25 protein-coding genes are annotated in these 26,092 nt (G+C 74.0%); 14 read left to right on the forward strand and 11 right to left on the reverse strand.

Annotated features, from left to right (window positions below):
• Window positions 1-4: 4 nt before the first annotated feature.
• The 3 genes from ACWDXC_RS08145 to ACWDXC_RS08155 form a co-directional block, all read right to left on the reverse strand.
• Window positions 5-931, reverse strand: a complete 927-nt coding sequence (locus ACWDXC_RS08145) for a hypothetical protein (protein ID WP_449979386.1) — start codon at window positions 929-931, stop codon at window positions 5-7.
• Entirely contained in the window at window positions 928-1,716 is a 789-nt protein-coding gene (locus tag ACWDXC_RS08150) for a tetratricopeptide repeat protein (RefSeq protein WP_449979389.1), read from the reverse strand. The genes ACWDXC_RS08145 and ACWDXC_RS08150 overlap by 4 nt, the downstream gene beginning before the upstream one ends.
• Window positions 1,717-1,794: 78 nt before the next feature.
• Window positions 1,795-2,538, reverse strand: coding sequence for an SDR family oxidoreductase (locus tag ACWDXC_RS08155; protein ID WP_449979392.1), 744 nt, complete (start codon window positions 2,536-2,538; stop codon window positions 1,795-1,797).
• A gap of 81 nt (window positions 2,539-2,619) precedes the next feature.
• Here ACWDXC_RS08155 and ACWDXC_RS08160 point away from each other — a divergent pair, with 81 nt between their 5' ends.
• Genes ACWDXC_RS08160 through ACWDXC_RS08170 form a run of 3 tightly spaced genes read left to right on the forward strand, consistent with a single transcriptional unit; the run spans window position 2,620 to window position 5,793 of the window.
• Window positions 2,620-3,090: an RrF2 family transcriptional regulator gene (locus ACWDXC_RS08160; protein WP_364174583.1), complete on the forward strand. Its 471-nt coding sequence runs from the start codon at window positions 2,620-2,622 to the stop codon at window positions 3,088-3,090.
• 46 nt (window positions 3,091-3,136) lie between these two features.
• Complete coding sequence (locus ACWDXC_RS08165) at window positions 3,137-5,224, forward strand: molybdopterin-dependent oxidoreductase (RefSeq protein ID WP_449979395.1); 2,088 nt, start codon at window positions 3,137-3,139, stop codon at window positions 5,222-5,224.
• The gene (locus ACWDXC_RS08170; protein WP_449979398.1) at window positions 5,221-5,793 is read left to right on the forward strand and encodes a TetR/AcrR family transcriptional regulator; all 573 of its coding nucleotides are present in this window, start codon (window positions 5,221-5,223) and stop codon (window positions 5,791-5,793) included. The genes ACWDXC_RS08165 and ACWDXC_RS08170 overlap by 4 nt, the downstream gene beginning before the upstream one ends.
• Window positions 5,794-6,372: 579 nt before the next feature.
• On the opposite strand, the gene ACWDXC_RS08175 is transcribed toward ACWDXC_RS08170, so the two are convergent.
• A complete protein-coding gene (locus ACWDXC_RS08175) occupies window positions 6,373-7,149 on the reverse strand; it encodes an alpha/beta fold hydrolase (protein ID WP_449979400.1) in 777 nt (258 codons plus the stop codon).
• 49 nt (window positions 7,150-7,198) lie between these two features.
• On the opposite strand from ACWDXC_RS08175, the gene ACWDXC_RS08180 reads away from it, so the two are divergent.
• Complete coding sequence (locus ACWDXC_RS08180) at window positions 7,199-7,657, forward strand: MarR family winged helix-turn-helix transcriptional regulator (RefSeq protein ID WP_364174595.1); 459 nt, start codon at window positions 7,199-7,201, stop codon at window positions 7,655-7,657.
• Window positions 7,658-7,660: 3 nt separating this feature from the next.
• On the opposite strand, the gene ACWDXC_RS08185 is transcribed toward ACWDXC_RS08180, so the two are convergent.
• On the reverse strand, window positions 7,661-9,802 hold the full coding sequence (locus ACWDXC_RS08185; protein ID WP_449979403.1) for a transglycosylase domain-containing protein: 2,142 nt from the start codon (window positions 9,800-9,802) through the stop codon (window positions 7,661-7,663).
• Window positions 9,803-9,951: 149 nt separating this feature from the next.
• Here ACWDXC_RS08185 and ACWDXC_RS08190 point away from each other — a divergent pair, with 149 nt between their 5' ends.
• Window positions 9,952-10,875, forward strand: coding sequence for an NAD-dependent epimerase/dehydratase family protein (locus ACWDXC_RS08190; protein ID WP_449979405.1), 924 nt, complete (start codon window positions 9,952-9,954; stop codon window positions 10,873-10,875).
• 32 nt (window positions 10,876-10,907) lie between these two features.
• On the opposite strand, the gene rph is transcribed toward ACWDXC_RS08190, so the two are convergent.
• On the reverse strand, window positions 10,908-13,544 hold the full coding sequence (gene rph, locus ACWDXC_RS08195; protein ID WP_449979407.1) for a rifamycin-inactivating phosphotransferase: 2,637 nt from the start codon (window positions 13,542-13,544) through the stop codon (window positions 10,908-10,910).
• Between the two features lie 83 nt (window positions 13,545-13,627).
• On the opposite strand from rph, the gene ACWDXC_RS08200 reads away from it, so the two are divergent.
• The 4 genes from ACWDXC_RS08200 to ACWDXC_RS08215 all read left to right on the forward strand — a co-directional run bounded on the left by ACWDXC_RS08200 (window position 13,628) and on the right by ACWDXC_RS08215 (window position 16,856).
• Window positions 13,628-14,437 (forward strand): oxidoreductase, encoded by an 810-nt coding sequence (locus ACWDXC_RS08200; protein WP_375071373.1) that lies wholly within the window; start codon window positions 13,628-13,630, stop codon window positions 14,435-14,437.
• A gap of 7 nt (window positions 14,438-14,444) precedes the next feature.
• The gene (locus ACWDXC_RS08205) at window positions 14,445-15,053 is read left to right on the forward strand and encodes a TetR/AcrR family transcriptional regulator (RefSeq protein WP_219518888.1); all 609 of its coding nucleotides are present in this window, start codon (window positions 14,445-14,447) and stop codon (window positions 15,051-15,053) included.
• A 24-nt stretch (window positions 15,054-15,077) separates the two neighbouring features.
• Window positions 15,078-16,382: a hypothetical protein gene (locus ACWDXC_RS08210; RefSeq protein ID WP_449979411.1), complete on the forward strand. Its 1,305-nt coding sequence runs from the start codon at window positions 15,078-15,080 to the stop codon at window positions 16,380-16,382.
• A gap of 66 nt (window positions 16,383-16,448) precedes the next feature.
• Window positions 16,449-16,856, forward strand: a complete 408-nt coding sequence (locus tag ACWDXC_RS08215; protein WP_219518882.1) for a hypothetical protein — start codon at window positions 16,449-16,451, stop codon at window positions 16,854-16,856.
• On the opposite strand, the gene ACWDXC_RS08220 is transcribed toward ACWDXC_RS08215, so the two are convergent.
• Complete coding sequence (locus ACWDXC_RS08220) at window positions 16,839-17,225, reverse strand: hypothetical protein (RefSeq protein WP_449979414.1); 387 nt, start codon at window positions 17,223-17,225, stop codon at window positions 16,839-16,841. The two genes, ACWDXC_RS08215 and ACWDXC_RS08220, sit on opposite strands and share 18 nt — an antisense overlap.
• Window positions 17,222-18,154, reverse strand: a complete 933-nt coding sequence (locus ACWDXC_RS08225) for an NAD-dependent epimerase/dehydratase family protein (protein ID WP_364174611.1) — start codon at window positions 18,152-18,154, stop codon at window positions 17,222-17,224. The genes ACWDXC_RS08220 and ACWDXC_RS08225 overlap by 4 nt, the downstream gene beginning before the upstream one ends.
• Before the next feature lie 187 nt (window positions 18,155-18,341).
• Here ACWDXC_RS08225 and sigJ point away from each other — a divergent pair, with 187 nt between their 5' ends.
• The 4 genes from sigJ to ACWDXC_RS08245 all read left to right on the forward strand — a co-directional run bounded on the left by sigJ (window position 18,342) and on the right by ACWDXC_RS08245 (window position 21,351).
• Window positions 18,342-19,226: an RNA polymerase sigma factor SigJ gene (gene sigJ, locus ACWDXC_RS08230; RefSeq protein ID WP_449979418.1), complete on the forward strand. Its 885-nt coding sequence runs from the start codon at window positions 18,342-18,344 to the stop codon at window positions 19,224-19,226.
• Between the two features lie 19 nt (window positions 19,227-19,245).
• The gene (locus ACWDXC_RS08235) at window positions 19,246-19,794 is read left to right on the forward strand and encodes a hypothetical protein (protein ID WP_449979420.1); all 549 of its coding nucleotides are present in this window, start codon (window positions 19,246-19,248) and stop codon (window positions 19,792-19,794) included.
• A 66-nt stretch (window positions 19,795-19,860) separates the two neighbouring features.
• Window positions 19,861-20,379 (forward strand): hypothetical protein, encoded by a 519-nt coding sequence (locus ACWDXC_RS08240; RefSeq protein WP_449979423.1) that lies wholly within the window; start codon window positions 19,861-19,863, stop codon window positions 20,377-20,379.
• Window positions 20,380-20,490: 111 nt separating this feature from the next.
• On the forward strand, window positions 20,491-21,351 hold the full coding sequence (locus ACWDXC_RS08245; RefSeq protein ID WP_357585738.1) for an alpha/beta fold hydrolase: 861 nt from the start codon (window positions 20,491-20,493) through the stop codon (window positions 21,349-21,351).
• A 6-nt stretch (window positions 21,352-21,357) separates the two neighbouring features.
• Here the strand turns inward: ACWDXC_RS08245 and ACWDXC_RS08250 are convergent, their stop codons facing one another.
• Window positions 21,358-22,524 carry a cytochrome P450 gene (locus tag ACWDXC_RS08250; RefSeq protein ID WP_449979426.1) on the reverse strand — a complete coding sequence of 389 codons (1,167 nt, stop codon included), beginning with the start codon at window positions 22,522-22,524 and terminating at the stop codon, window positions 21,358-21,360.
• Window positions 22,521-23,939, reverse strand: a complete 1,419-nt coding sequence (locus ACWDXC_RS08255) for an MFS transporter (RefSeq protein ID WP_449979428.1) — start codon at window positions 23,937-23,939, stop codon at window positions 22,521-22,523. Before ACWDXC_RS08255 ends, ACWDXC_RS08250 begins: the two co-directional genes overlap by 4 nt.
• A gap of 116 nt (window positions 23,940-24,055) precedes the next feature.
• Between ACWDXC_RS08255 and ACWDXC_RS08260 the strand changes: the two genes are divergently transcribed.
• On the forward strand, window positions 24,056-24,526 hold the full coding sequence (locus ACWDXC_RS08260) for a MarR family winged helix-turn-helix transcriptional regulator (RefSeq protein WP_449979431.1): 471 nt from the start codon (window positions 24,056-24,058) through the stop codon (window positions 24,524-24,526).
• Window positions 24,527-24,915: 389 nt separating this feature from the next.
• Here ACWDXC_RS08260 and ACWDXC_RS08265 read toward each other — a convergent pair whose 3' ends face one another.
• Window positions 24,916-26,058, reverse strand: a complete 1,143-nt coding sequence (locus tag ACWDXC_RS08265) for a low temperature requirement protein A (protein WP_449979434.1) — start codon at window positions 26,056-26,058, stop codon at window positions 24,916-24,918.
• Window positions 26,059-26,092: the final 34 nt, after the last annotated feature.

A 26,092-nucleotide genomic window follows, 5' to 3' on the forward strand; every position in this document is an offset into this window, starting at 1 on the left:
GCGGTCAGGGGCAGGATGGGGGCGTGGTGACGTGGAAGAACTCCAGGCGGATCGACGGGTCGTCGTGCAGGGCGATGGCGCGGGCCTGGGGGGTCGTCGCCCAGCATGACGGCAGCAGGAAGTAGCGCTGGTCGGCCCGGATCAGCAGCCGCAGCCCGGCGTAGCGGTAGCGGAACTTGGCCGTCTCGTCCGGCAGGCGGGTCTCGGTGACGCCGGGGCCCTCCAGGTAGAGGCGGTGGGGCGTGTAGATGACCACGCCGGGCAGCAGCGCCGGGCTGTGGCGGAGCTGCTCCACCGCCCGGAGGCCGCGTAGCTGGGCGTACACGGCGACGGACCACAGCAGCAGGACGGCGAGCAGGGCGACGAAGATGGCCCGCCGGACGACGCGGACCCCGTGGGGTTCGACGGTGTAGCCGGGCGGGCGGGGGAGGCCTCGGGCGCGCAGGGAGGCGGCGTAGCCGAGCGCGAGCACGCCGAGCCCCAGGCAGGCGGGGGCGACCGGGGCTCTGACCTTGTACTCGACCCAGCCGGCCAGCCCGAGCACGCCGGCGACGACGGCGACGAAGCCGAGCACGTCCAGCGCGATCACGAACCTGCGCATGGCGGCCGGCCGGGCGGCCAGGCGGCGGACGAGCACCGCGTGCGCCGGCAGCGCGACCAGGACGGCCAGCAGGAGCACGGCCAGCGGTTCGATCGTGGAGGCGACGCTGCGCAGCGCGTAGTCCTGGATCGACAGGCCGAGCACGCTCTGGTCGACGCCGAGGCTGCTGAAGAAGGTGTTCGTGCGCACCGAGCCGAAGTAGACCATGAGCGCGGCGACGATCGTGGTCGGCGTGACGATGTGGGCCAGGACGCTGCCGAGCCGCGCCAGGTCCTGACTCACGCCGGGGCCGGCGTCGTCCTCTTCGGGGTTCTCGCCGGGTTTCTTCACGTTTCTTCGGGGAGGGGTTCGGGTTCCGGCTCGGGTTCCGGTTCCGGCTCCGGTTCCGTCTCGGGGGCCGTGGGCGGGGTGGTCCCGCCGGTGTCCGTCGGCACGGGGTCGTGGGTGGGCTCAGAGGGGCGCTCCTCCTCGCCGGTGGGGGAGCCGGCGGGGGAGCGGGTGGGGGAGCCGATGGGGGCGCCGGTGCACGCGGGCAGCGCGCCGGGCTTCTCCGCGCAGGCCTCCTTCAGGTACGGTCCCGTGTCCCGGCCGAGTCCGGCGAGCCGGGCCAGGCTCTCCTGGGCCTTGGCCGGCTCGCCGACGGCCGTGTAGCTGACGAGCTGGGCGTGGTACATGAGCTCCAGGAACTGGGGCCGCGTGTCGGCGGGCAGCTCGGCGTCCAGCCGGTCCGCCGCGTCGAGGCTCTTGATCGCCTCCTCGTACCGGCCCAGGCTGGCCTTGGCCGCCCCCGCGCACACCAGGGCGACGGCCACCGTGCTGGAGTCGTCGCCCAGGTTCGCGGGCCGCTGGTTCGCGTGCCGGTCCATGCGTTGCGCCGCGAGCTCGTACTGGCCGGACGCCAGCAGCTTCTGGCACTCGCGGCACACGGCCACGGTCGTGTCGGGCACGTCGCCGCCGCCGGTGGACGGCACGAGCTCGCCGTTCGGCTTGATGGCCGGTTTCGCCGACACGCGCGGTGACGGCGCGGAGTCCTGGGAGCCGCCGCAGCCGCCCGCCAGCGCCACGCCGGCGGCGAGCGCGAGCGCCGTCAGGGCCGCTGACCAGGTTCTCCCCACGGCTCCGGTCATACCGTCGCAGCGTGCCCCGCTCCCATCCGGCGTGGGAAAAACCTGGCCAAATCCGCGCCCCGGAGGTCACCGGACGGTGGCCAGCCACTCCTCGAACGTGGTCGGCGCGATGCGGGCGCCCTCGCCGGGCAGCAGCACGTCACCGGCCATCGACGTGCCGAAGATGCCCGACCACGTCGGCACCAGCTTGACCTCGCGGCCGCGGGCCTGGTGGGTGCGCCGGGCCATGTCGACGAGGTCCTGCGTCTCGGGCCCGGCGAGGTCGGCGTGGCGGCCCAGCGGCGCGCCGGTGGCGACCTCGGCCAGGACGGCGGCCACGTCGGCGGGCGCGACCGGCTGCACGAGCAGCGGCGCGATCGTGGCCACGCCGTCCTGCTCGGTCCAGCCCGCGACCATCTCGGCGAAGTCGTGGAACTGGGTGGCCGGGACGATCGTCCACGGCACCGGCCCGGCGGCCACCAGGCGCTCCTGCTCCCGCTTGCCGGCGTAGTGGGCGTTGCCCTCGACGCGGTGGATGCCGGCGATCGAGAGCAGCACGTGGTGCCGGACGCCGGCCCGGGCCTCGGCGGCGAGCAGGTTGCCCGTGGTGGTGGTGAAGAACTCCACCGCCTCCTCGCGGCGGCCGGCCGGGCCGTTGGTGGCGTCGACGACGGCCTCGACGCCGGTGAGCGCCGCGTCGAGCCCGTCGCCGGTCATGAGGTCGACGCCGAGCGCGCGGCTGATGCGCACGACGTCGTGCCCGTCGCGTTCGAGGGCGGCGACGGTCAGGGATCCGATGTTGCCGGTGGCGCCGGCGACGGCGATCCGCATGATGATCTCTCCTTCTTCCCGTGAGGTCACGACCATATCTCGGACTAAATGGATCTGCAATATCCGCGATATGCTGGGGGCGTGAAGCTGCCCGTGAGCACCGAATGGCTGTTGCACTGCGCCACCACGCTGGCCCAGCTGGAGCCAGGCGCCACCGCGTCGGCGGCTCAGCTCGCCGACTACTACGATCTGCCCGCCCCCTACCTGGCCAAGCAGTTGCAGGCGCTGGTCCGGGCCGGGGTGCTGGCGGCGACGACCGGCCCGCGCGGCGGGTTCCGGCTGGCCCGCCCGGCCGCCGACATCACGCTGCTGCGGATCGTCGAGGCCGTCGACGGCGCGGCCTCGCCGTACGAATGCCGGGAGATCCGCCAGCAGGGGAGAGGCGCGCTGCCGCCGGAGGACTGCCGGGACGCCTGCGTGCTGGCCGCGAAGATGGCCGACGCGCACCGGGCGTGGCGCGACAGCCTGCGCGGGGTCACGCTGGCCGACATCCTCGGCGAGCTGCCCCCGACCGCCCCGGCCCGCACCCGCTCGCGCCTCATGGTGAAGTGAGGGGTCGCCGCTACAGGTGTAGCAATCGGCTGCTACAACTGTAGTCATGACGAAGGCCATCACGTGCACGCTGTGCGAGGCGATGTGCGGCCTGCTGATCACCACCTCCGGCGACCGCGTGACCGGCATCCGCGGCGACGCCCACGACCCCCTGTCGGCCGGGCACCTCTGCCCCAAGGCGCTCGCCCTCGCCGACCTGCGCGACGACCCCGACCGCCTGCGCACCCCCGTCCGCCGCACCGCCGACGGCTGGCAGGAGATCACCTGGGACGAGGCGTACGACCTCGTCGCCGGCGCGCTGGCCCGCATCCGCCGGCGGCACGGCGCCGACGCCGTCGCCACCTACCTGGGCAACCCCGTCACCCACAGCCTCGGCGGCATGACGCACGCGCCGCCGTTCGTCAACCTGCTCGGCAGCCGCAACCGCTTCACCGCCGGATCGGTCGACCAGCTCCCCCACCAGGTCGTCGCCCGGCTCCTGTATGGCCACCAGTGGCTGCTCCCGGTCCCCGACATCGACCGCACCGCGTACTTCCTGATCTTCGGCGCCAACCCCGCCGTCTCGAACGGCAGCCTGATGACCGCCCCCGGCATGACCCGGCGCATCCGCGCGCTGCGCGAGCGGGGCGGCACGGCCGTGCTGTTCGACCCGCGCCGGACCGAGACCGCCAGACTCGGCGTCGACCACCACTTCATCCGCCCCGGCACCGACGCCGCCCTCATCCTCGGCCTGCTCCGCGTCATCCTCACCGAAGGCGCCGCCACGCCCGCCGCGTACGTGGACGGGCTGGACGAGGTCCGCCACGCCGTCGAACCCTTCACCCCCGAACGGGTCGAGGCCGCGACCGGCGTCGAACCCGGCACCGTCCGGCGCGTCGCCCTGGAGTTCGCCGCCGCGCCGGCCGCCGCCTGCTACGGCCGGATGGGCGTGTCCACGCAGCGGTACGGCACGCTGTGCCAGTGGGGCATCCAGCTCCTCAACATCGTCACCGGCAACCTTGACCGGCCCGGCGGCACCCTCCTCACCAGGCCCGCCGTGGACGCGATCGGACAGCTCGACCCCGGCCGCCGGGGCCGCTGGCACAGCCGGGTGCGCGGGCTGCCCGAGTTCGGCGGCGAACTGCCGCTCGCCGCCCTCGCCGAGGAGATCCGCACCCCCGGCCCCGGCCAGATCCGCGCCCTGCTCACCGTCGCCGGCAACCCCGTGCAGTCCGCCCCCGGCGGGCCCGCGCTCGACCAGGCGCTGGCCGGGCTGGAGTTCATGGCCGCCGTCGACTTCTACGTCAACGAGACCACCCGCCACGCCCACGTCATCCTGCCGCCCACGGAACCCCTCGAACGCGACCACTACGACCTGGTCTTCCGCATGCTCGCCGTCCGCGACACCGCCCGCTACTCGGCCGCCGCCTTCCCCAAACCGCCCGGCGCCCGGCACGACTGGGAGATCTTCCGCGACCTCGCCCGCCGCTACCGCCGCCTCGTCCGCACCGGCCGGTGGCGCGACGCCCTCATGCTGCGGCTGCGCCCCGACCGGATCGTCGACCTCGCCCTGCGGACCGGCCCGTACCGGCTCTCGCTGGCCCGGCTGCGCCACCACCCGCACGGGATCGACCTCGGCCCGCTGCGTCCCGGCCTGCCCCGGCGCCTGCGCACCCCGCGCAAGCGGGTGCGCGCCGCCCCGCCGCCGCTCCTCGCAGCCGCCCGGCAGGCCGCCGCCGACCTGCTCACTCCCGCCGAGCCCGGGACGCTGCTCCTCATCGGCCGCCGCCACCTGCGCGACAACAACTCGTGGATGCACAACTCGGCCCGGCTCACCAAGGGACGCCCGCGCCACCACCTGCTGATGCACCCCGCCGACCTCGCCGCCCGCGGCCTCGCCGACGGCGCTCCGGTACGCGTCCGCTCGGCGACCGGCGAGGTGACCGTCGAGGTCGCCGCCAGCGACGACCTCATGCCCGGCACCGTCAGCCTCCCCCACGGCTACGGCCACGACCTGCCCGGCGTACGGCTGACCCGCGCCCGCCACCTGCCCGGCGCCCGCGTCAACGCCCTCACCGACCCGGCCGCGCTCGACCAGCTCAGCGGCACCGCCGTGCTCAACGGCGTCCCCGTCACCGTGGAGCCCTGCCCATGACCCCCCGCAGCCGGCGGGCCGCCGACGCCGCCATCGAGGTCCTCGCCGACGAAGGCATGCGCGGCCTCACCCACCGCGCCGTCGACGCCCGCGCCGGGCTGCCGCCCGGCAGCACCAGCAGCTGCTTCCGCACCCGCCTCGCCCTGCTCGACGCGCTGCTGGCCCGCATGCTGGAGCTGGACGAGGCGTCGATCGTACGCCTGCCGCCCGACGCGTGGAGCAGCCGCGAACGGGTCGCCGCGACGCTGGCCGGGCTGCTCGCCCACTGGCTCGGACCGGCGCGGACCCGGACCCGGGCCCGCATGGAGCTCTACCTCGACGCCGCCCGCCACGCCACCCTCCGCGCCCAGCTCGACGCCGCCAGCGCCCGCTTCCTCCACCTCGCCGCCACCGGCCTGCGCGCCGCCGGGGTGCCCGGCGCCGACGACGCGGCCCGCATGCTCGTCGCCCAGCTCGACGGCGTCCTCTTCGACGCCCTCGCCCGGCCCCTTCCGGTGGCCGCCCAACCCGCCTGGCTCGAGTACGCAGCCCGCACCATCGCCCACTCCATCCCCGACCCCACCCCATAACCGAAGCCGGGGTGCTCGCTCCTCCCAAGTGCAGCCCGCACCCGCCCCGGCGTCCCTACGGGCTTGCTTCGGGGGTGGCCCCTTCCGGGGTGGCCCCTTCCGGGGTGGCTCCGCCCGGGGAGGCCGCTCCCGCTTGTACGGGTGCGCGCCCGCGCCGGGCCTGCGTCCCCCGGGGTGTCCCCTGCCGGGCTGGGACCGCTCCCGCTTGTACGGGCGCCCGCCCGCGTCGGGACCGGGGTCCCCCTGGTGTGGCCGCCCTCCGGGGAGGCCGCTCCCGCTTGTATGGGCGCGCGCCCGCGTCGGGACCGGGGTCCCCCTGGGGTGGCCGCCTTCCGGGGAGGCCGCTCCCGCTTGTACGGGCGCGCGCCCGCGTCGGGACCGGGGTCCCCCTGGGGTGGCCGCCCTCCGGGGAGGCCGCTCCCGCCTGTACGGGCGCCCGCCCGCGTCGGGACCGGCGTCCCCGGCTGGGACCGGCGTCCTCCGGGGGGTGCGTCCGCTCCCGGGGCGCGCTGGGTGGGGCGCCGGGGGCCCACCCTGGACGGCTCCGGTTCTGGGGCGGGGGCGTACCGCTCTCGGGGGTCAGAGGGTGTGGAGGAAGGACTCGAGGGTTTTGTTGTAGGCGTCCGGTTGTTCCATGTTGGGGTAGTGGGCGGTGCCGGAGATGGTGTGGGTGCGGCCGTGGGGGACGGTGGTGGTGAGGCGGTCGGCCATGCCCAGGTGGTCGGGCGAGTCGAGGGAGCCGTTGATCGCCAGAACGGGGACGCGGACGGAGGGGAGCCGCTCCCAGGTGTCGTGGACCGGGACGAGGTGGTTCGGCTCGCCGGGGGCGTGTTTGGACATGGTCTCGCGGGCCATGCGGCGCAGGCGGGTGACCACGTCGGGGTCGAGGGTGTCGAGCGCGCGGTGCGGTCCGGCGGCGAAGAGCAGGTGTCCTTCGACGGAGGCGTCCAGGTCGCCGGCGGCCATGGCGGCCTGCCAGGCGGCCCAGGCACGGGTGGTCCAGGGGTCGGTGAAGTACGGCTCGCTGGTCCCGGCTCCGGTGACGACGACGGCGCTGACGAGGTCGGGGTGTTCGAGCGCGGTGTCGACGGCGGTGGCGGCGCCCATGGAGACGCCGACGAGGATCGCGGGCCCGGTGCCGAGGTGGCGCAGCAGGGCGGCGAGGTCGTCGGTGAGCCGGTAGGGCTCGGTGGCGTTGGGGGAGCGGCCGTGGCCGCGGGCGTCGGGGGCGATGACGCGGAAGTGCTCGGCGAAGGCGGGGATCTGGTCGTCCCACATGCGGTGGTGGAGGAACCCGCCGTGCAGGAGGACGAGGGGGCGGCCGGTGCCGGATTCGGTCCAGAACAACTCACTCATGACAACCAAGGTGTCATCTTCCGCTCAACATGGCAACTAAGGTGTCATCATGAGCGAGAGTGGCGACGCGGTGACCGACCGGCTCACCGAGGTGTTCGACCTGGTGGGCCCGCTCTACCGGCGCGCCCAGCGCAAGGTGGAGCTGGACGCCCCGATCGAGGGGCTGTCGGTGGGCGTGCGGGCGGTGCTCAACATGCTGCGCGAGCACGGCCCCATGACCGTCCCCCAGATGGGCCGCGACCAGGCGTTGAGCCGCCAGTTCGTGCAGCGCATGACCAACGACGCGGCGGCGCGCGGGCTGGTCGAGTTCGTGCCGAACCCGGCGCACCGGAGGTCGTCGCTGATCCGGCTGACGGAGGCGGGCCGGGCCGCGATCACCGCCGTGTTCGACCGCGAGCGCGCCATGCTGCGGCAGATCGGCGGCGACCTGACCGAGGCCGAGATCGCCGCCTGCCTGCGCGTGCTGTCACGCCTCCTGCGCCACCTCGACGACGTGGACGTCGACTAGAAACTAGAACGCGTCGTCGTCGGCCGGCTCGGCGGTGGCGTCGTCCGGGTGGTCGGCGGCCGGCGCGCAGCCGAGGTCGCAGCCGCCGAACCGGTCCGCGTCGACCGGCGTGAACGGCGTCGCCGGCACGCCGCGCAGCGCGGCGATCATCGTGTCCTTCCAGATGGGGCCGGGCAGCGAGGCGCCCTGGACCGACCCGTAGTAGCGTCCGCCGATGGTGACGCCGGTCAGCTTGTGGCGCTGGGAGCCGCGCGGGTCGCCGATGCTGACCGCCCCGGCCAGGTCCGGGGTGAACCCGGCGAACCAGGCGCTGGCGTACCCGTCGGTGGTGCCGGTCTTGCCGGCGGCCGGCCGGCCGATGCCGCCGACGCCGCTCATCGTGCCGTGCGTGAACACCCCGGACAGGATGTGCGCGGTGGCGTCGGCGACCCCGGCGTCGAGCACCCGCTCGCAGCGTGGCCGGAACGTGGTGGCCTTGCCGTCCCGGCCGACGACCTTGGTGATGGCCATCGGCGGGCAGTACGTGCCGCGCGCGGCGATGGCGGCGTAGGCGGTGGCCACGGTGACGGGGTCGCTCTCGTTGATGCCGAGCGTGAACGTCTCGAACTCCCGCAGTTCCTCGCCGTCCGCCCGCTTGATGCCGAGCGACCTGGCGGTCTGGACCGTCGGGCACAGGCCGACCCGCTCCTGCAGCTCCATGAAGAACGTGTTGACCGAGCCCCAGGTGCCGGTGGCGAGCGTCTTGAAGCCGGGCGACCCCTCGTCGTTGGTGACGGTCCACGACGGGTCGCCGACCTTGCGGCCCGCGCAGTCGGTGAACGAGGCGGCGGAGGGCGCGGTGTAGCCGGCGCCGGCGGTGATGCCGTCGTCGATCTTCATGCCCTGCTTGAGCGCCTCGATCAGCGTGAACGTCTTGAACGTCGAGCCCGCCTGGAAGCCGATCAGCCCGCCGTGGTCCATGTCGGCCACCGCGTTGTAGGAGATCTCGTTCCTGCGCGCCGAGCCGCCGAAGGGCCGGCTGGCGGCCATCGCCCGGATCGCGCCGGTGCCCGGCTGGACCAGCGCTTCGGCGGCCAGCGCCCGGTCGGAGGCGTGGACGTGCTTCTTGATGGCGGCCTCGGCGGCCTTCTGGGCGGCGGGGTCGAGCGTGGTGTGGACCTTGAGCCCGCCCTGGCTGAAGGCGGCCTCGCGCTGCCGCCGGGTCTTGCCGAAGGCGGGGTCGGACAGCAGCTCGTGCCGGACGTATTCGCAGAAGTACGGGTAGCGGCTCTCCTGGCAGCCGTTGGGCTGTTTGACACCCTTGTAGCCGAGCTTGCGGGCCTTGGCGGCAGCGGCCTGCGCGGGGGTGATCCGGCCCAGCTCGGCCATCCGGTCGAGCACCACGTCACGCCGCTGCCGCAGCAGCTCGCGGGCCTTGGCGCCGCGGTCGGGCGAGGTCGCGTTGGGGTCCTGGACGGCGCCGGCCAGGGTGGCGGCCTGGGCGAGGTCGAGCCGGGCGGCGGAGACGCCGAAGAAGCGCCGGGCCGCGGCTTCGACGCCATTGGCGCCCGCGCCGAAGTAGGCGATGTTCAGATATTTCTCCAGGATCTGGTCCTTGGTGTACTTCTGCTCGACGGCCATGGCGTGGCGCAGTTCCTGCAGCTTGCGCGCGTAGCTGGCCTCCAGGGCCGCGTTCTTCTCCGCCTCGGTGCCGGCCGCGTTGAACAGCACCTGCTTGACGTACTGCTGGGTGATGGACGAGCCGCCCTGGCTGATGCCGCCGGAGGTGAGGTTCTTGACCAGCGCGCGGGCGGTGCCCTCGACGTCGATGGCGCCGTGCTCGTAGAAGCGGTCGTCCTCGATGGCGACGATGGCGGTGCGCATCACCTCGGCGATGCGCTCCAGCGGGACGACCTTGCGGTCCTGGGCGTAGAACTGGGCGATCCTGCGGCCTTCGGCGTCGTACACCGTGGTCTTCTCCGCCAGCGGCGGCTCCACCAGCTCCTCCGGGCGCAGGTTGAGCGCTTCGGTGCCCGCGACGAGCACCGCGCCCGAGCCGCCCACGGCGGGCAGGGCGAGCGCGGCGGCGACCAGCCCGGCGGCGGTGGCGGCGGCGGCCAGCCGGGCGACGCCGGACATGCGGGTACGGGAATGCGACCTGGACATGGCGGCCATGACAGCACAGGCATCCACAGACTGTCCAAGACCGATATCAATCGCCCTTTGATATCTAAACAGATATCAAGGCCGGTGCTGTCACATCGCGGGCCGCTGTCCCGTCCTCCCCGTGCTGTCCAACAGACGAGGAGGTCTTCATGAGGGTGTTGCTGGCCGGGGCGACCGGCGCGATCGGGGTGCCGCTGCTGTCGGCGCTGGCCGGGGCCGGGCACGAGGTGGTCGCCGTCATCCGCGATCCCGCCAAGCGGCGGCTCGTCACCGACGGTGGCGCGGTCGCCGTGATCGCCGACGTGCTCGACCGCGACGCGCTGCTGCGCGCCGTCGACGGGGTGTCGGCCGACGTGGTGATGCACCAGGCCACGGCGCTGCGCAACGCCTCGCGCAGGCTGACTCCCGACGACCCGACGATCGCCCTGCGCGGCCGGGGGACCGCCAACCTGCTCGACGCCGCGCGGGTGGTCGGCGCGCACCGGTTCGTCACCCAGTCGCTGATCACCGGCTACGGCTACCGCGACAACGGCGAGCGGCTGCTGACCGAGGAGGACGAGTTCGGCGTGCACGTCGGCACCGTCGCCGACCTCGTGACGGACTCCAGCGTGGCGACCGAGCGGCAGGTGTTCGCCGCCGAGGGCATCGAGGGCATCGCCTTGCGCTACGGCATGTTCTACGGCAAGAACGCCTTCAGCGATATGTTCGCCGACATGATGCGCAAGCGGGCGCCGGTGCTGCCGCGCGGCAGGACGGGCACCACGTCCTTCGTCCACGTGGCCGACGCCGCGGCGGCCGCGGTCGCGGCGATGGAACGCGGCAGGCCGGGGGAGGCGTACAACATCGTCGACGACGAGCCGATGAGCTGGCGCGACTTCCTGATGACGGTGGCGCGCACGCACGGCTCCCCGCGCCCGGTCGTGACGCCGAGGTGGCTGATCCGGCTGGCGGTGCCGTACCTGGGCTGCCTGCTGATCGACACCACGACGCGGGTCTCGCACGCCAAGGCCACCCGCGAGCTGGGCTGGGCTCCGGTGCACCGGAGCGTGCCCGAGGGGCTGAAGGCCCGCTGACGACCCGCCGGGGCGGCGCCGCCCCGGCGGTCTCAGAGGATCTCCACGTACCCTTCGCCGCCGTTGACCCGGATGCGCTGCCCGTCCTCGATCCGCCGGGTGGCGCCCTCCACGCCGACGACCGCGGGCAGCCCGTACTCGCGGGCCACCACGGCGCCGTGCGTCATGACCCCGCCGACCTCCATGACGACGCCCTTGACCGAGACGAACAGCGGCGACCAGCTCGGATCGGTGAACACGGTGACGAGGATGTCGCCGTCCTCCAGGTCGGCCTCGGCCATGCTGCGGATGACCCGCGCCCGGCCCTCCACGACGCCCGACGACACGGGGATGCCCGCCAGCGCCCCCTTCGGCAGCGAGCCCGGCTCGTACACGCCGGAGATCACCTCGCCCTCCGAGGTGATCACGCGCGGCGGGGTCAGCTTCTGGAACGTCTCGTGCTCCTCCCGCCGCCGCGTGATGAGCGAGTAGTCCAGCTCGCCGGTGTTGACCGCCTTCCTGAACTCCTCGATGGACAGGAAGTACACGTCCTCGGGCGCCTGGACGACCCCGCGCGCGGCCAGCTTGGCCGCCTCCTCCATGAGCGCCCGCTTGTAGACCTCGTAGCGCAGGAGCAGCGCGTGCTTGGAGTACTCGCGGTAGCCGATGAAGTGCCGGATCAGGCTCATCTTCTTGGCCGCCTTCTTCGCCTTGCCGGCGCCGCCGGGCAGCGCCCGCAGGCGGGCGAGCAGGTCGGCCATCGTGCGCTCGGCGTCGGCGCGGCCCTGCTCCGCCTTGCGGAGGCGCTCCCCGGGCGGGAAGTTGCGGATGTTGCTGAGGATGAGCGGCACGAGCAGCGTCGGGTCCTCGCTCCACCGGGTCCTGGTCAGGTCGATGTCGCCGGCGCAGTGCATCCCGTACGTGTCGAGGTAGCGGCGGATGGCGCCGGCGGCCTCGGCCCCGCCCTCCAGCCCGGTCAGGCCGTCGTAGAAGGTGTCGCGCCGGGCCGTCTCCAGGTAGCGCAGCACCTCGGGGCGGTCGCGGACGGCGTCGGCGACGTCGAGCAGGTCGAGCCCCATCGCGGCCACCACGTTGTGGTCGGCGGACTGGGCGACGGCGTCGGCGGCGTTCTTGACGCCCAGCCACGACTCCATGTGCTTGTTGACCCAGTTCACCGACTGGATGCCGAGGAAGGCCGCCGCCACGCTGCGCGGGTCGAAGGTGAGCTCGGCGAGCACGTCGTGGTCGTCGACGATGCAGGCGAACAGCTCGTCGCCCGACTTCCCGGCGATCTCGCGCCGCAGCCGCGCCACGGTCGCCTCGGTGTGCGCGATCAGGTCGGGCACGACGCGCGGGTCGTCCTCGCGGGCGAGCTTGAGATACTGCTTGGCGATCGGCAGCACGCCGCCCTCGCCGAAGTCCAGCATCGAGGTCTTGCCGCGGGCCAGCCCGGCGACGAAGTCCTTGCGCGTGAGCACGGCCCGCAGGGCGTTGGCCATCAGCACGTCGACCTGGTCGAGGCTCTTGAGCGTGGCGGGCCTGGCCCAGGCCGAGGTGAGCTCCGCCGAGACGTCCTTGTAGAAGCGGTTGCCGGCCACGACGCCCGCCGTGCGGCCCAGCTTGTCGTGCAGCAGCGCGAAGAACGACAGGCCGAGGGGGGCGAAGGCGTCGGTCATCATCTGCCGGTGCCCGTAGGAGACGTACACGTGGTTCTTGTCGTCGACGGCGGGCGGCACGGGGTAGAGCGTGGTGACGGGGCGGCTCTGCAGGACGTGGAACGCGCCGTCGTACAGCGCCCACTCGATGTCCTGGGGGCGGCCGAAGTGCGCCTCGATCTCCCGGCCGAGGCGCTCCAGCAGCAGGATCTGCTCGTCGCCGAGCTTCTGCGCGGACTGCCGGGCGGGCTCGACCGGCAGCTCCTCGGTGCCGCCGGACGGCAGCCCGCGCAGCTCCATCGTCTGCGTGGCGATCTTCCTGTCGATGATCCGCCCCGCCCTGACGCGGTAGTTGTCGGCGTTGACCAGCCCCGACACGAACGCCTCGCCGAGCCCGTACCCGGCGTCGATCGACACCACCCGGCGGTTGGCCGAGACCGGGTCGGCGGTGAACATGATGCCCGCCGCCTCGGGGAAGACCATCCGCTGCACGACCACCGACAGCCGGACCAGGCGGTGGTCGAAGCCGTTCTGGATGCGGTAGGCCACGGCCCGGTCGGTGAACAGCGACGCCCAGCAGCGCCGCACCGCGTCGACGATCGCCTCGGCGCCGCGCACGTTCAGGTAGGTGTCCTGCTGGCCGGCGAAGGAGCTGGAGGGCAGGTCCTCGGCGGTGGCGCTGGAGCGCACCGCGCAGGGCGCCTCGTCGCCGCCCATCCCGCCGAGGTGGCGGACGATGTCGTGCCGGATCTCCTCGGGCACGGTCAGGCCCTCGATGGCGGCGCGCAGCCGGGCGGCGGCGGCCGCGATGCCGGCCCGGTCGTCGGCCCGCAGCCCGGACAGCCCGTCGATCAGCGCGGCGACCGCCGGGTCACGCTCGACGACCTGCTCGTACGCGCCGGTGGTGACGCAGAAGCCCGGCGGCACGCGGACCCCGCGGATCGCGGACAGCTCGCCCAGGTTGGCCCCCTTCCCGCCGACCAGGGGGAGGTGCGTCTTGTCGATGTCTTGGAACCCGAGTACGTAGGCACTCATGGCTGATCCCGTCTCTCATCCGATTTCAATACAGCACTGTACTGTATTGAAATCGGGACCCGCCAACAGGGAAGGACGTCCCCATGACTGCCAAGATCTGCCTGGTGACCGGAGCCTCCTCGGGCATCGGCCACGCCACCGCGCTGGAGCTGCGCCGGGCCGGCCACATCGTGTACGGGGCCGCGCGCCGCGTAGACCGCATGGCCGGGCTGCGACAGGCCGGGGCCCACCCGCTGGCCATGGACGTCACCAGCGACGACGACCTGGCCCGCGTCGTGGCCGCCGTCCTGGACGAGCACGGCCGGATCGACGTGCTCGTCAACAACGCCGGGACCGGCCTGCACGGCGCCGTCGAGGACGTGCCCGTCGAGCGCGCCCGCCGCCTGTTCGAGGTCAACCTCTTCGGCCCGGCCCGGCTCACCCAGCTCGTCCTGCCGCACATGCGCGAGCGCCGCTCCGGCACGATCGTCAACGTCTCCTCGATCGCCGGCGAGATCTCGCTGCCCCTCGTCGCCTGGTACCACGCCTCCAAGCACGCCCTGGAGACCTGGTCCGACTCGCTGCGCCAGGAATGCCTGCCGTTCGGCGTCCGCGTGGTGGTCGTGCAGCCGGGCATCATCCGCACCGAGTTCGAGGAGGACACGCCGCGCGAGCTGCGCGAGACCTCCGGCGGCGGGGCCTACGGCGCGCTCGCCGAGTCGATGGCCAGGCGCGCCGAGGGCAACACCAAGGGTTCCCCGCCCGCCGTGGTCGCCCGGGCCATCAGGACCGCGGCCGAATCGCCCCGGCCCAAGTCCCGCTACCCGGTCGGCTACCTGGCCAGGACGCTCCTGGCGATGCACCGGATCCTGCCCGACCGGGCGTTCGACGCCCTGGTCACGAAGGCGGGCTAGCACGGCCATGAGACGACCCGGCCGGCCGCGCAGCAGGGAGGTGGACGCGGCGGTCCTGGCCGCCGCGCTCGACCTGCTCATCGAGCGCGGCGCCAGCCAGACCAGCATCGAGCAGATCGCCCAGCGCGCCGGAGTCACCCGCGCCACCGTCTACCGGCGCTTCCCCGGCAAGACGGCCCTGCTCATCCAGGCCATCGAGTCGGTGCACCACGACCACGGCCCCGGGGCGCTCGACTGGCCGGACATCGACCGCATGCTCGACAACTGGGCGGCCTACCTGAGCACCCCCCGCAACCGGCGCATGCTGCGACGGCTGTACGGGGCCGTGGACGACTACCCCGAGCTGCCGCGCGCGTACCGGAACTCCCACGGCGGGCGGCGGGCGGCGGCCGAGCACGCGGCGCTGCGCCGCTCGCGCGAGCGCGGCCAGCTCCCGCGCGAGAGTGACCCCGACACCGTCCAGCAGCTTCTCAACGGCGCGGTGCTGCACCACCTCGGCGCCTACCCCGACACCGAGAGCGCCGAGGCGGTCAAGGCGTACTTCGTGGCCATCCTGCGGCAGGCCGGATACCGCACTGATGTCACATCGGGCCGCCCGCCGCCGTCTGCTCACTGACGGACGACTGGGGGAGGGGCTGCGGTGATTCTCGCGCACGGGATCGGCGGGCGGTCGGATCTGCCGATCCCGCTCTGGCTGGCGCTGTACGCCGGGGCGGGGGCGGTGCTGATCGCGTTCTTCGCGGTGTCGGTGCTGCGGCCACGGCAGCGGCAGCGATCGGGCGGGGTGCCGCTGCCCCGGGCCGCGCAGCGGATCGCCGCCGCGCCCGCCGTCCGCGCGCTGCTCAGGGCGGCGGGCCTGGCGGCGCTCGCGCTGCTGCTGGCCACCGCCTGGTTCGGCGCCGCCGACCCGGCGCGCAACCCGGCGCCCGCCTGGTTCTACGTGTGGTTCTGGGTCGGCCTGATCCCGGTGTCGCTGCTGTTCGGGCCGCTCTGGCGGCTGGTGAACCCGGTGCGCGCGCTCGCCGCCGCCGTCCGCCGGCTCCTGCCGGAGGCGGCGCGCCGCGAGCCGCCGACCGGCCGCGCCGGCTCCCTTCCGGCGGTCGCCGGCATGGTCGCCTTCCTCTGGCTCGAACTGGCCTCCCCCGACCCCGGCTCGCCGCGCGCGGTGGCGCTCTTCGTGACCGGGTACGCGCTGGCGCACACGGTGGCCGGAGCCGTGTTCGGGCCGCGCTGGTTCGACCGGGCCGACTCCTTCGAGGTGTACGCCGGGCTGCTCGCCGCCCTGTCGCCGATCGGCAGGGACGAGGCCGGGCGGCTGGTGCTGCGGACGCCCCCGGCCGGGCTGCGCGCCGGTCGCGCCGACGCCGGGCAGACCGCGCTGGCGCTCGTGGTGCTGGGCGGCACCATGTACGACGGCTTCAGCAGGCTGCCGGTGTGGACCGGGATCACCGGCGTGCTCGGCGGCCCGGCCGCGACGCTGCTGACCACGGCCGCGCTCGGCGTCGTGATCGCGCTCAACCACCGGGCCTACCGCGACGCGCTCCGGATGACCAGGCCGTACGCCCGGCCGTCGGCGGGCGTGGCCGACGCGTTCACGCACTCGCTGGTGCCGGTCATGGTCGGCTACAGCGTCGCGCACTACTTCTCCTTCGCCGTCTTCGAGGGGCAGCGGGGCTGGCTGCTGGCCGGTGACCCGTTCGGCCTCGGCTGGGACCTGTTCGGCGCCGGGGACGCGGCCGTCGACTACACGGTGCTGGCGCCGTCGCTGATCGCCGCCGTCCAGGTGGGCGCGATCGTGCTCGGCCACATCGGCGGCGTGGTGTCCGCGCACGACCGGGCGCTGGAGGTGGTGCGCGCCGGGGAGCTGCGGACCGGCCAGTACCCGATGCTCACGCTCATGGTCGTCTACACCGGCCTCGGCATCACGCTGATGTCCGCGGGCTGAGCCGTGTCACACGCCGCCGGGGGCGCTCGTCCTATCACCAGATCAAGCACAGGAAAGGGACAAATCATGATGAACGGCTACAGCAGGCCGGCCAGGATCTTCGTCCAGGTGGCCGTCGTGGTCGGCGCGCTGACGATGCTGGTGTTCGGCGTGTGGATGCGCATCGACCCCGCGGGCTTCGCGGTCTTCGCCCAGTTCCCCAATCACGTGCACTTCCTGCACGACGCCGGGGTCTTCCAGATCGGCATCGGGCTGATGATGCTCTGCGCGCTGGTGTGGCACGACGTGCTCTCGATCGTGCTGGTCGGGTTCTTCGTCACCAACTCGCTGCACGCGGTGAACCACGCGGCCGACCTGGACCTCGGCGGCAGCCCGGACAACTGGTGGCAGCTCGGGCTCGTCTCGCTGCTGGCCCTGGCCGGCCTCGTGGTGCACCGCAGGCAGCTCAGCCGCCGGTCACGGGCTGACGCGTAGCCGGGTCAGCACCAGCCCGCCGCGGTGGAGCTCGACCTCGAAGACGCCCGGGATGTCCGCGACGAGGCTCAGCGTCGAGGCCCGGCCGGGGACGAGCTCCGCCTCGCGGTCGTAGCCGTGCACGTGCAGCTCGTCGGCGGCGTCGGAGGTCACGACCAGCTCGACCGTGTCGCCGGTGCGGGCCTCCACCCGGTCCGGCCCGGTCACCAGCTCGCCGCCGGCCACGACGAACAGGTGCCGCCGCGCGGCGGCGCCCTCGGCGCCCTGCCCCTCAGCCTGCCCCCCGGCCTGCCCCCCGCCCTGGCCGCACGCCGTCGCCGTCGCCAGCAGGGCGACGGCGACGGCCGCGGCGCGGATCGCCCGCCTCACGCGCGGACCTCGCGCATCGCGCGCAGCCCGGCCCGGCAGCTCGGGTACTCCGGCCGCCAGTCCAGCTCCCGCTTGGCCTTGTCGTTCGACAGCCGGATCCGGGTGCCCGCCATCAGCGCGTACATGTAGGGCGCCGGCCGCAGCAGCAGGCTCGGCACGGCGATCGGCGCGGGCGCGCCCGCCGCCTCCGCCAGGGCGGCGACGAACTCGGCGAACGGCAGCGGCGTGTCGTCCACCACGTTGTACGCCTGCCCGGCCCGCCCCCGTTCGAGAGCGGCGACCGTGGCCGCCGCCGCGTCCGCGATGTGGATCGGCGAGGTCACCCCCGACGGCCTCGGCACCGGCAGCATCCGCCGCGACGCCAGCTCCATCAGCTTGCGCGTGCCCGCCTCCGGGCCGTAGAAGAGGCCGTAGCGCAGCGCGACCCCCTCGATGCCCGCCGTGCCGAACGTCAGCCGCTCGTTCGTCCGCATCGAGCGCATGTGCCGCTCGAAGGCGCCCCGGCCGGTCGGCGCGAACGGGTGCTCCTCGGTCAGCTTCGCCTCACCGTGGTCCAGGTAGCCGTAGCCGAGGAAGAACGACTGCGTGACGAACCGGTGCGCGCCGACCAGCTCGGCCGCCCGCAGCAGGTTCGCCGTGCCCTGCTCGCGCAGGTCGTCGGTGGCGTGCAGGTCCCGGTGGCGCAGCGGCGTGCCGGTGATCGCGGTCGCCTGGTGGATCACCGCGTCGGCGCGGTGCCCGCGCAGCGCGTCCAGCAGCTTGCGCTCGTCCATCACGTCGACCACCCGCGTCTCCACGCCCGCCTCCTCCAGCAGGCGCGCCCGGCGGGACGAGCGGGTCAGGCCGAGCACCGAGTGACCGGCGGCGAGCAGCCTCGGCACGAGTTCGCCGCCGAGGGCGCCCGTCGCACCCGCGAGCACGACCTTCATTCCCCGTCTCCTTCTTGCTGGTGTGTCATCGAACACGTTCCTTCCCGCGGCCACGATGTTCCTGCCCGGCCGCTCTACGATCTGACGCCGGCGCGCCGGCGCCTGTGACACGGATTTCCGCCCGGGATGTCACAAGCCGGGCGGCGGGTTCGTCCCAACGAGGGAAGGCAAGCGACCAGGGGGAACAGTGACGGACGACATCACGGACGAGAGGGAAGCCGTCTTCGCCGCGAACCGCAACCTGCTGTTCGCGGCCGCGTACGACATCCTCGGCAGCGTCACCGACGCCGAGGACGTCGTGCAGGACGCGTGGCTGCGCTGGCAGGGAGCCGATCACGAGGCCATCGAGCATCCGCGCGCGTACCTGATGCGCATCGTCGTGCACCGGGCGGTCGACCAGCTCCGCAAGGCGCGCAGGATGCGCGAGGACTACATCGGCCCGTGGCTGCCCGAGCCGCTGTGGACCGACGAGAGCGCCGCCGAGCCGGTGGAGCGCAGCGGCGGCGTGGCGCTCGGCCTGCTGGTCGTGCTGGAGACGCTGTCCCCGCTGGAACGGGCCGCGTTCGTCCTCAGGGAGGCGTTCGCCTACGAGTACGACGAGATCGCCGGCATCCTCGGCCGGTCGCCCGCGGCGGTGCGGCAGCTCGTGCACCGGGCGCGCGGGCACGTGCACGCGCGGCGGCCCCGCTTCTCCGCCGACCAGCGGGAGGCCCAGGTCGCGGCCGAGCGGTTCGTGGCCGCGGCGGTCGGGGGCAGCATGACCGGCCTGCTCGACGTGCTGGCCCCCGAGGTCACGCTCTGGAACGACGGCGGCGGCCGGGCCCGCGCCGCGCTGCGGCCGGTGCACGGCGCGGCCAAGGTGGCCCGCCTGCTCGCCGCCGTCGGCCCCTACTACGCCGGGTACGAGGTGCGCTGGGCGACGCCCGGCGGCACCCCGACCGCCCTGATCGTCGACGGCGACCGCCCCGTCGCGGTCGTCACCGTCGAGACCGACCCCGTGGACGGCCGGGTACGCGCCATCTACGGCATGGCGAACCCGGACAAGCTCGCCCACCTGTCGCAGCACAACTGACGAACGAGAGGATGCGCGCATGCCGAAGGTCCTGGAGGACTTCATCCCGTGGCCCCTGGGCACCGAGTGCCACGAGCTGCACATCCGGCAGCGGCCGGAGACCGTGTGGACCGCGCTGAACACGCTGACGCCCGCCGAGCTGCCGGGGGTGCGGCTGCTCATGGGCCTGCGCTCGCTCCCGGCGAACGGGCTGAACCAGGCGCCGACGATGCTCGGCACGATGCGCGGCCGCGGCTGGTTCGAGCTGGCCGGAGAGCCGCAGCGCTACATCGTGCTCGGCTCGATCAGCCAGTTCTGGCGGCTGCGGCCCGGGGAGCAGCGCCACACCTGCCCGCCCGGCAGCTTCCGCGACTACCACGCGCCCGGCTTCGCCAAGTCGGCGTCGATCTTCGAGGTGATCCCGACCGAGCACGGCACGCTGCTGCGCACCGAGACCCGGGTCACCGCCGACTCGCCGCGGACCCGGCGCAGGATGCTGGCCTACTGGCGGCTGATCCGCCCCTTCAGCGGGCTGATCCGCCGGATCATGCTGCGGGCCATCGCCAGGACGGCCGCCGCGAGCGCCTGATCCTGTGGTGCCGTCCCCGGCGGCATCGGTAGGATCGGCGCCCCCGCCGCCTGAGGAGGTCCCCCGGTGAAGTGGCGTTCGCGGCTCGTCCCGCTGCTGGTGCTGGCCGGGACGGCGCTGTTCCTGTTCGACCAGGGCGCGCGGCGGGAGCCGGTGGTGCGGGAGGTCAGCGTGCTGGAGGGCACGGCGGCGGGCTACCGCTCCTACACCGACAGCGCCGGGCGCGGCAACCGGACCTCGACGGTCGTGGTGTTCGCGCTGACCCTCTCCGGTTATCCGGCCAACGTGACCTTCCGCCTGCTGCAGCCGCCGCCGGGCGGGGTGCCCGACGGCGCCGCCGTGCGCCTGGAGGTCCCCGCCGACACCGCCGAGACGCTCGCCCGCGCCGCCCGCTTCCCCGACTCCGACTACCTGATCAAAGCGCTGGGGGCCTCGGTCGACGGCCGGCCGGTCTACTCCGCCGCCGGTGACGCCGAGCGGGCGAGCGGCGCGGCGACCGGCTTCAAGATCGCCTCGGCGGTCTGCGCGCTGCTCGCGCTGGCCTGGGGCCTCCTGCTGGTGCGGCGGTTCCGCACGGCGGGCTGACCGGACGGCTCCTGCGCACGGCTCCCGGTTCGGGGTACGTTTTCGCCTGCGCCGATGAGTTTCGCCGCTCGCGGCGGTCTGCATCATCAGCATCGACCAGGAGGAGACCGCATGACCGAGCTCACGACACACACCCTGGAAGTTCCCGGAGCCGTCCTTCACTACGACATTCGCCCGGCCGACAGCGCCGACCCGATCCTGCTGCTGATCGGGTCGCCGATGGACGCAGCCGGCTTCGCGTCGCTGGCCGCGCGCTTCCCCGACCGCACGGTCGTCACGTACGACCCGCGCGGCGCCGGGCGGAGCGTGCGCACCGAGGGCGGCGAGTCGACGCCCGACCTGCACGCCGACGACCTGCACCGGCTCATCGACGCGATCGGCGGCGGGCCGGTCGACATCCTGGCCAGCAGCGGCGGCGCCGTCAACGCGCTGGCGCTGGTGGCCAAGCACCCCGAGCAGGTCCGCACGCTGGTGGCGCACGAGCCGCCCGCCGCCCAGGCCCTGCCCGACCGCGAGCAGGCGCTCGCGGCCATCGCCGACATCCGGCAGACCTACGAGCGCGACGGCTTCGGGCCCGCGATGGCCAAGTTCATCGGCATCACCAGCCTGACCGGCGAGATCCCCGCCGACTTCGCCGACCGGCCCATGCCCGACCCCGCCGCGTTCGGCATGCCGACGGAGGACGACGGCTCGCGCGACGACGTGCTGTTCGCCCAGAACCTCATCTCCTGTACGCATTACGAGCACGACTACGAGGCGTTGCGCGCGGCCTCCACCCGCGTGGTCATCGCCGTGGGCGCCGAGTCGGAGGGCCAGATGGCCCGGCGCTCGGGCGAGGGCGTCGCCGCCCGGCTCGGCACCGAAGCGGTGATCTTCCCGAGCAACCACGGCGGCTTCATGGACGGCGAGTTCGGCATGAAGGGCGACCCCGACGGCTTCGCCGCCGCGCTGCGCAAGGTCCTGTCGGAGTAGCGCGGGTCAGCCGTGCGGCCGCATCGGCAGCGCGGTGAGCCTGCTGCCCTGGATGCCGCCGAAGTCCGTCTGCCGCAGCTCCGCGTACGGCACCGCGAGCCGCGCCCGGGGGAAGTCGGTGCGCAGGACCTCGACGAGCGCGCGCAGTTCGAGGCGGGCGAGCTGGGCGCCGGTGCAGTAGTGCGGGCCGGCGCCGAAGGTCAGGTCCGGCCCGATCGCCCGGCGCGGATCGAGGTTGATGCCCTGGATGTCGACGAGCACGGGGGAGCGGGCGGGCAGCCGCACCCCGGCCAGCTCGACCGGAGCCGAGGCGAACCGCCACAGCGTGAACGGCGCGGGCGCGTGCCTGCGCAGCGTCTCGTTGACGAAGTCCTCGGCCTGCGACGGCTCCGGGGCGACGTCGAGCGCGCGGGCCAGCAGGAAGCCGAGCGACGGATCGGTGGTGAGCTGACCGGCGAACACGAGCGTGAAGATCAGGTAGTGCACCTCCGGCTCGCTGAACTCGGGCACCCGCTCGCGCAGCTCGGCGGCCAGCCCGTCCCGGCCCTCGGCCAGCGCCGCGCCGGCCAGCTCCGCGAAGGCGGCCATCGCCGCGCCCACCTCCTCCGGGTCAGGGCTGTACATGCTCCGGCAGGCCGCCATCGCCTGGTCGACGCGCTCCAGCGGCACGCCGAGCACGTCGCAGACCACGGTGAGCGGGTAACGGGTGGCGAAGTCCGCCATCACGTCCACGGTCTCGCCCGTCGCGGCCAGCCGGGCCAGCAGGTCGCGGGCGTGTCCGGCGATCCGGTCCGCGTAGGCGGCCATGCGGCGCGCGGTGAAGAGCGGCGCGTGCGCCCGGCGCAGCCGTTCGTGCGCGGGCCCGTCGAGCGTGGTGAGCGACGGCTGCGCGGCGGCGGTGGGCTCCAGGCCCGCGGTGCGCGGGTCCCAGCTCTCCGGGGCCCAGGCCGGGTCCTTGACGATGTCGGGGTGGACGAGGACCTGGCGGGCCAGCGCCTCCTCGGTGACGATCCACGCCGGGCCGCCCGCGGGGGCGTCGGCCCGGACGATCGGGCCGGCGGCGCGCAGGGCGGCACGGGCCGGATGCGGCTCGCCGATCGCGCGGACGGTGACGGCGAACGGGTCCACGCCGGCGTACGGGGCTTCGGTCATCGGGATCTCCTCGGGGGTCATCGGGTCTGCTTGGGCAGGAGGAACATCAGCGCGGCAGCGCCCACGTAACAGAGGGCCTGCCAGGGCAGGACCGCGCTCATGGCCCCGGAGTACGCCGCGAGACCGGGCGTCCCGCCCGCGCCCTCCAGGGCGTCGAAGAAGATCAGGCCGAGGACGGCGACGCCCACCGCGTTGCCGATCTGCGTCACGGTCGTGAGCACGCCGCCCGCGGCCCCGGCATGACGGGCGGGCACCCCGGCGAGCACCACGTTGATCAGGCCGGGCGCGGTGAGGCCCAGCCCCAGGCCGCCCACCAGCATCGGCGCGGCCAGCAGCCAGGCGGCCGGCTCCGCGCCGCCGCTGACGACCAGGTGGAGGACGACCTGGGAGGCGGCCAGCGTGAGCGACCCCGCCACCAGGGTGCCGCGGCCGGCCCGTACCCCGACGCCCGAGGTGATGATCGAGCCGACCGCGTACGGCAGGATCACCAGCCCGGTCTCCAGCGCCGAGTAGCCGGCACCCGGCTGCAGGTAGAGCGAGAGCACGAGGAAGAACGACCCCAGCGCGCCGAAGAACAGCAGCGAAACCGCCAGCCCGCCCGCGAACGCCCGCACGCGCAGCAGCGCCGGATCGAGTACGGGCTGCCCGCCGCGCTCGGCCAGCCGCCGCTGCCTGGCGAGGAACACCGCCGTCACCGGGACCGCCAGCGCCAGGATCGCGTAGCTCCACCAGGGCCGGCCCCACTCGCGCCCCTGCACGAGAGGCAGGAGCAGGAGCACGGCGGCGCAGGCGGCGAGCGCCGCGCCGGGCAGGTCGAGCCGGACGCGGCCGGGCTCGCGCGAGTCGGGCAGGTGCCGGGCCCCGAGGGCGAGCCCGACGGCGGCGATCGGCACGTTCACCCAGAAGATCGCCCGCCAGCCGAGCCCGAACAGGTCCGCCTCGACCAGCACCCCGCCGAGCAGCGGCCCGGCGACCGAGGCCAGGCCCAGCACCGCGCCGTACGCGCCGAGCGCCCTGGCCCGGGCGGCGGGCTCGAACGAGGCCCGGATGACGCCGAACACCTGCGGGATCATCAGGCCGCTCGCCAGGCCCTGCGCGACGCGGGCGCCGACCAGGACGGCGGCGTCCGGCGCCAGCCCGCAGCCCGCTGAGGCCAGCGTGAACGCCGACAGCCCGGCGAGGAACACCCGGCGGCGCCCGTACGCGTCACCGGCGCGGCCCCCGGTGATCAGGCCGGCGCCCACGGCGAGCGTGTAGCCGGCGACCGTCCACTGGAGCGCGGCGTCCCCCGCGCCCAGGTCTGCGGCGATCGCCGGGAGGGCGACGCTGACGATGGTGGCGTCAAGGAGCTCCATGAACGACGCGGTGAGGACCGCGGCCAGGACGAGAACCGCGGGCCGTCCCGTCAGGAGGGTGGTGGGTGGGGGAGTGGTCATAGCGCGTGGGTGCTCCTCGATCCGCTAGAATGGCTGCATAACGCAGTAGCTGCGCGACGCAGCTAATTTATAGCAGAACCTCTGCGCCGTGCAGCAAACCGGAGGGCGGTCGGGTGATGGACGAGGAACGGCAGGCCCTGGTCGCCGAGCTGGTCAAGAACGCGATCCCGGGCTGGGCCATCGCCGTCGTACGGCTCAACAAGGCCGTCGCCGACCGGCTCGGCGTGGCTGAGAGCGACGTCCAATGCCTGCACGTGCTCGACCGGCTCGGCCCCGCCACCCCCGGCGCCCTCGCCAAACAGGTCGGCCTCACCACCGGCTCGGCCTCCCGCATGATCGACCGCCTCGTCGCCGCCGGCTGCGTACGCCGCGTCGCCGACCCCGGCGACCGTCGGCGCGTGCTCATCGAACCCACCCCGGACGGCATCGCCCGCGTCAGTGCCGCCTACGCCGGGCTCATCACCCGCACCGAGCAGTCCCTGGCGCCCTTCGACGACCGCGCCCTGGAGGCCATCCTCGAGTTCGTCCGATCCGCCCACCGCGACACCACCGCCGAACTCCACCACCTCCCAACCCCCACCGACTAACCCCTGGGCCTTCGGGGGCCTCCGAGCCGCCCCGGACCTTCCAGGGCTTTAGGGGCCGGGGGATCCCGCGCGGCGGTGCCCCCAAGCGGCCGGGACCACGGGGCCACGGGCCGCCGGGCGCCCGGGCGCTGGGGGGTTGGAACCGGACGGGCCGCCGCGCCGCGACCGCGCGGGCCGCCACGAAGTGACCCGAGCTGCCCGCCACGGCGGGGTGCGCGTACGGGCCGGTTGGGCGGCCGGTGCGGGGTGATCGGGGCGGCGGGGTTGGGCGACACCACGCGCCGCCGGGCCCGGGCGGGGCGCCGGGCCCATGCAAGGCGTTGGGCCCGTGTGAAGCGTTGGGTCGGTCCGGTTGGGCCTCTGCCCACCGCCCGTTTCCCCAAGGGCGGTCAGGGGTGGCGGGGGGTGGTGAGGGCGACGGCGGAGAGGGTGAGGGCGGCGAGGGCGGCGAGGGCGAGGGGCGGGACGGGGACGGAGGTGAGGGGGACGGCCACGGCGGTGGCGACGAGCAGGGCGGCGGCGATGAGGCGGCCGGTCGGGAGGGTGCCGAAGACGACGCGCTGGAACACGGCGTGCCCGGCGAGGAACAGCGCGGGGCCGCCGAGTACGGTGAGCGCGGCCCCGGCCGTGGTGTGGCCGAGCGGGTGCGCGATCGCGAGTTCGTCACCCACGGCGGCGACGATGACGCCGGCGACGATGGGGATATGGCTGTAGGTGTAGGCGGATCGCCCGAGCCGTCCGGTGTCGTCGGATTCGGCGACCTTCTCGGCGGCGGCGTCGGCGGTCCGGTCGAAGTACACCCACCACATCGCCACGCTGGTCAGGAAGGCGATCGCGAAGGCGGCGACGGTGGCGGCGGAGAGGTGGTCGTTCTCGGCCAGGGTGAGGCCGGTGATCAGCACCGATTCGCCGAGCGCGAGGATGACGAAGAGCTGGCAGCGTTCGGCCATGTGGCCGCCGTCGATGGACCATTCGGTGGTGGTCGCCCGGCCGAGCAGCGGCATCCGGTAGCCGTGCCAGGGCGCCGCGTACTCGACCAGCAGCGCCGCGATCCAGAGCGCGACCTGGGCGCCGCCTCCGGCGAGAGCGCCGCCGATCCACAGGGCGGCGCTGACCACGTGCCAGGCGAGGATGAGCCGGAACGTGTGGCCGATGGGCTCGCGCCGCGCGGCGACGGCCGCCACGGCGGCTCTCCCGACCTGGATGGTCACGTACGCGAGCGCGAACCACAGGGCGCGCGCGCCGAACGCCTGGGGCAGCGCCGCGGCCATGGCGAGTCCGGCGAGCATCATCCCGGCCATGGTGAGCCGCATGGCCGGGTGGTCGGGGTCGAGGTAGTTCGTGGTCCAGGTGGCGTACATCCAGGCCCACCACACGGCCAGCGTCAGCAGCAGGGTCTGCGCCGCGCCGGCCGCGTCGAGGTGCTCCAGGAGCAGGTGGGAGAGCTGGGTGATGGCGAACACGTACACGAGGTCGAAGAAGAGCTCGATGGGGACGACCTTCGCGGCGCGCACGCGCGATCTGAGGATCAATGCCGTAACCGTCCTCGGCCGAGGTCAACGATCA

This window comes from Nonomuraea sp. NPDC003214, from assembly GCF_053590035.1.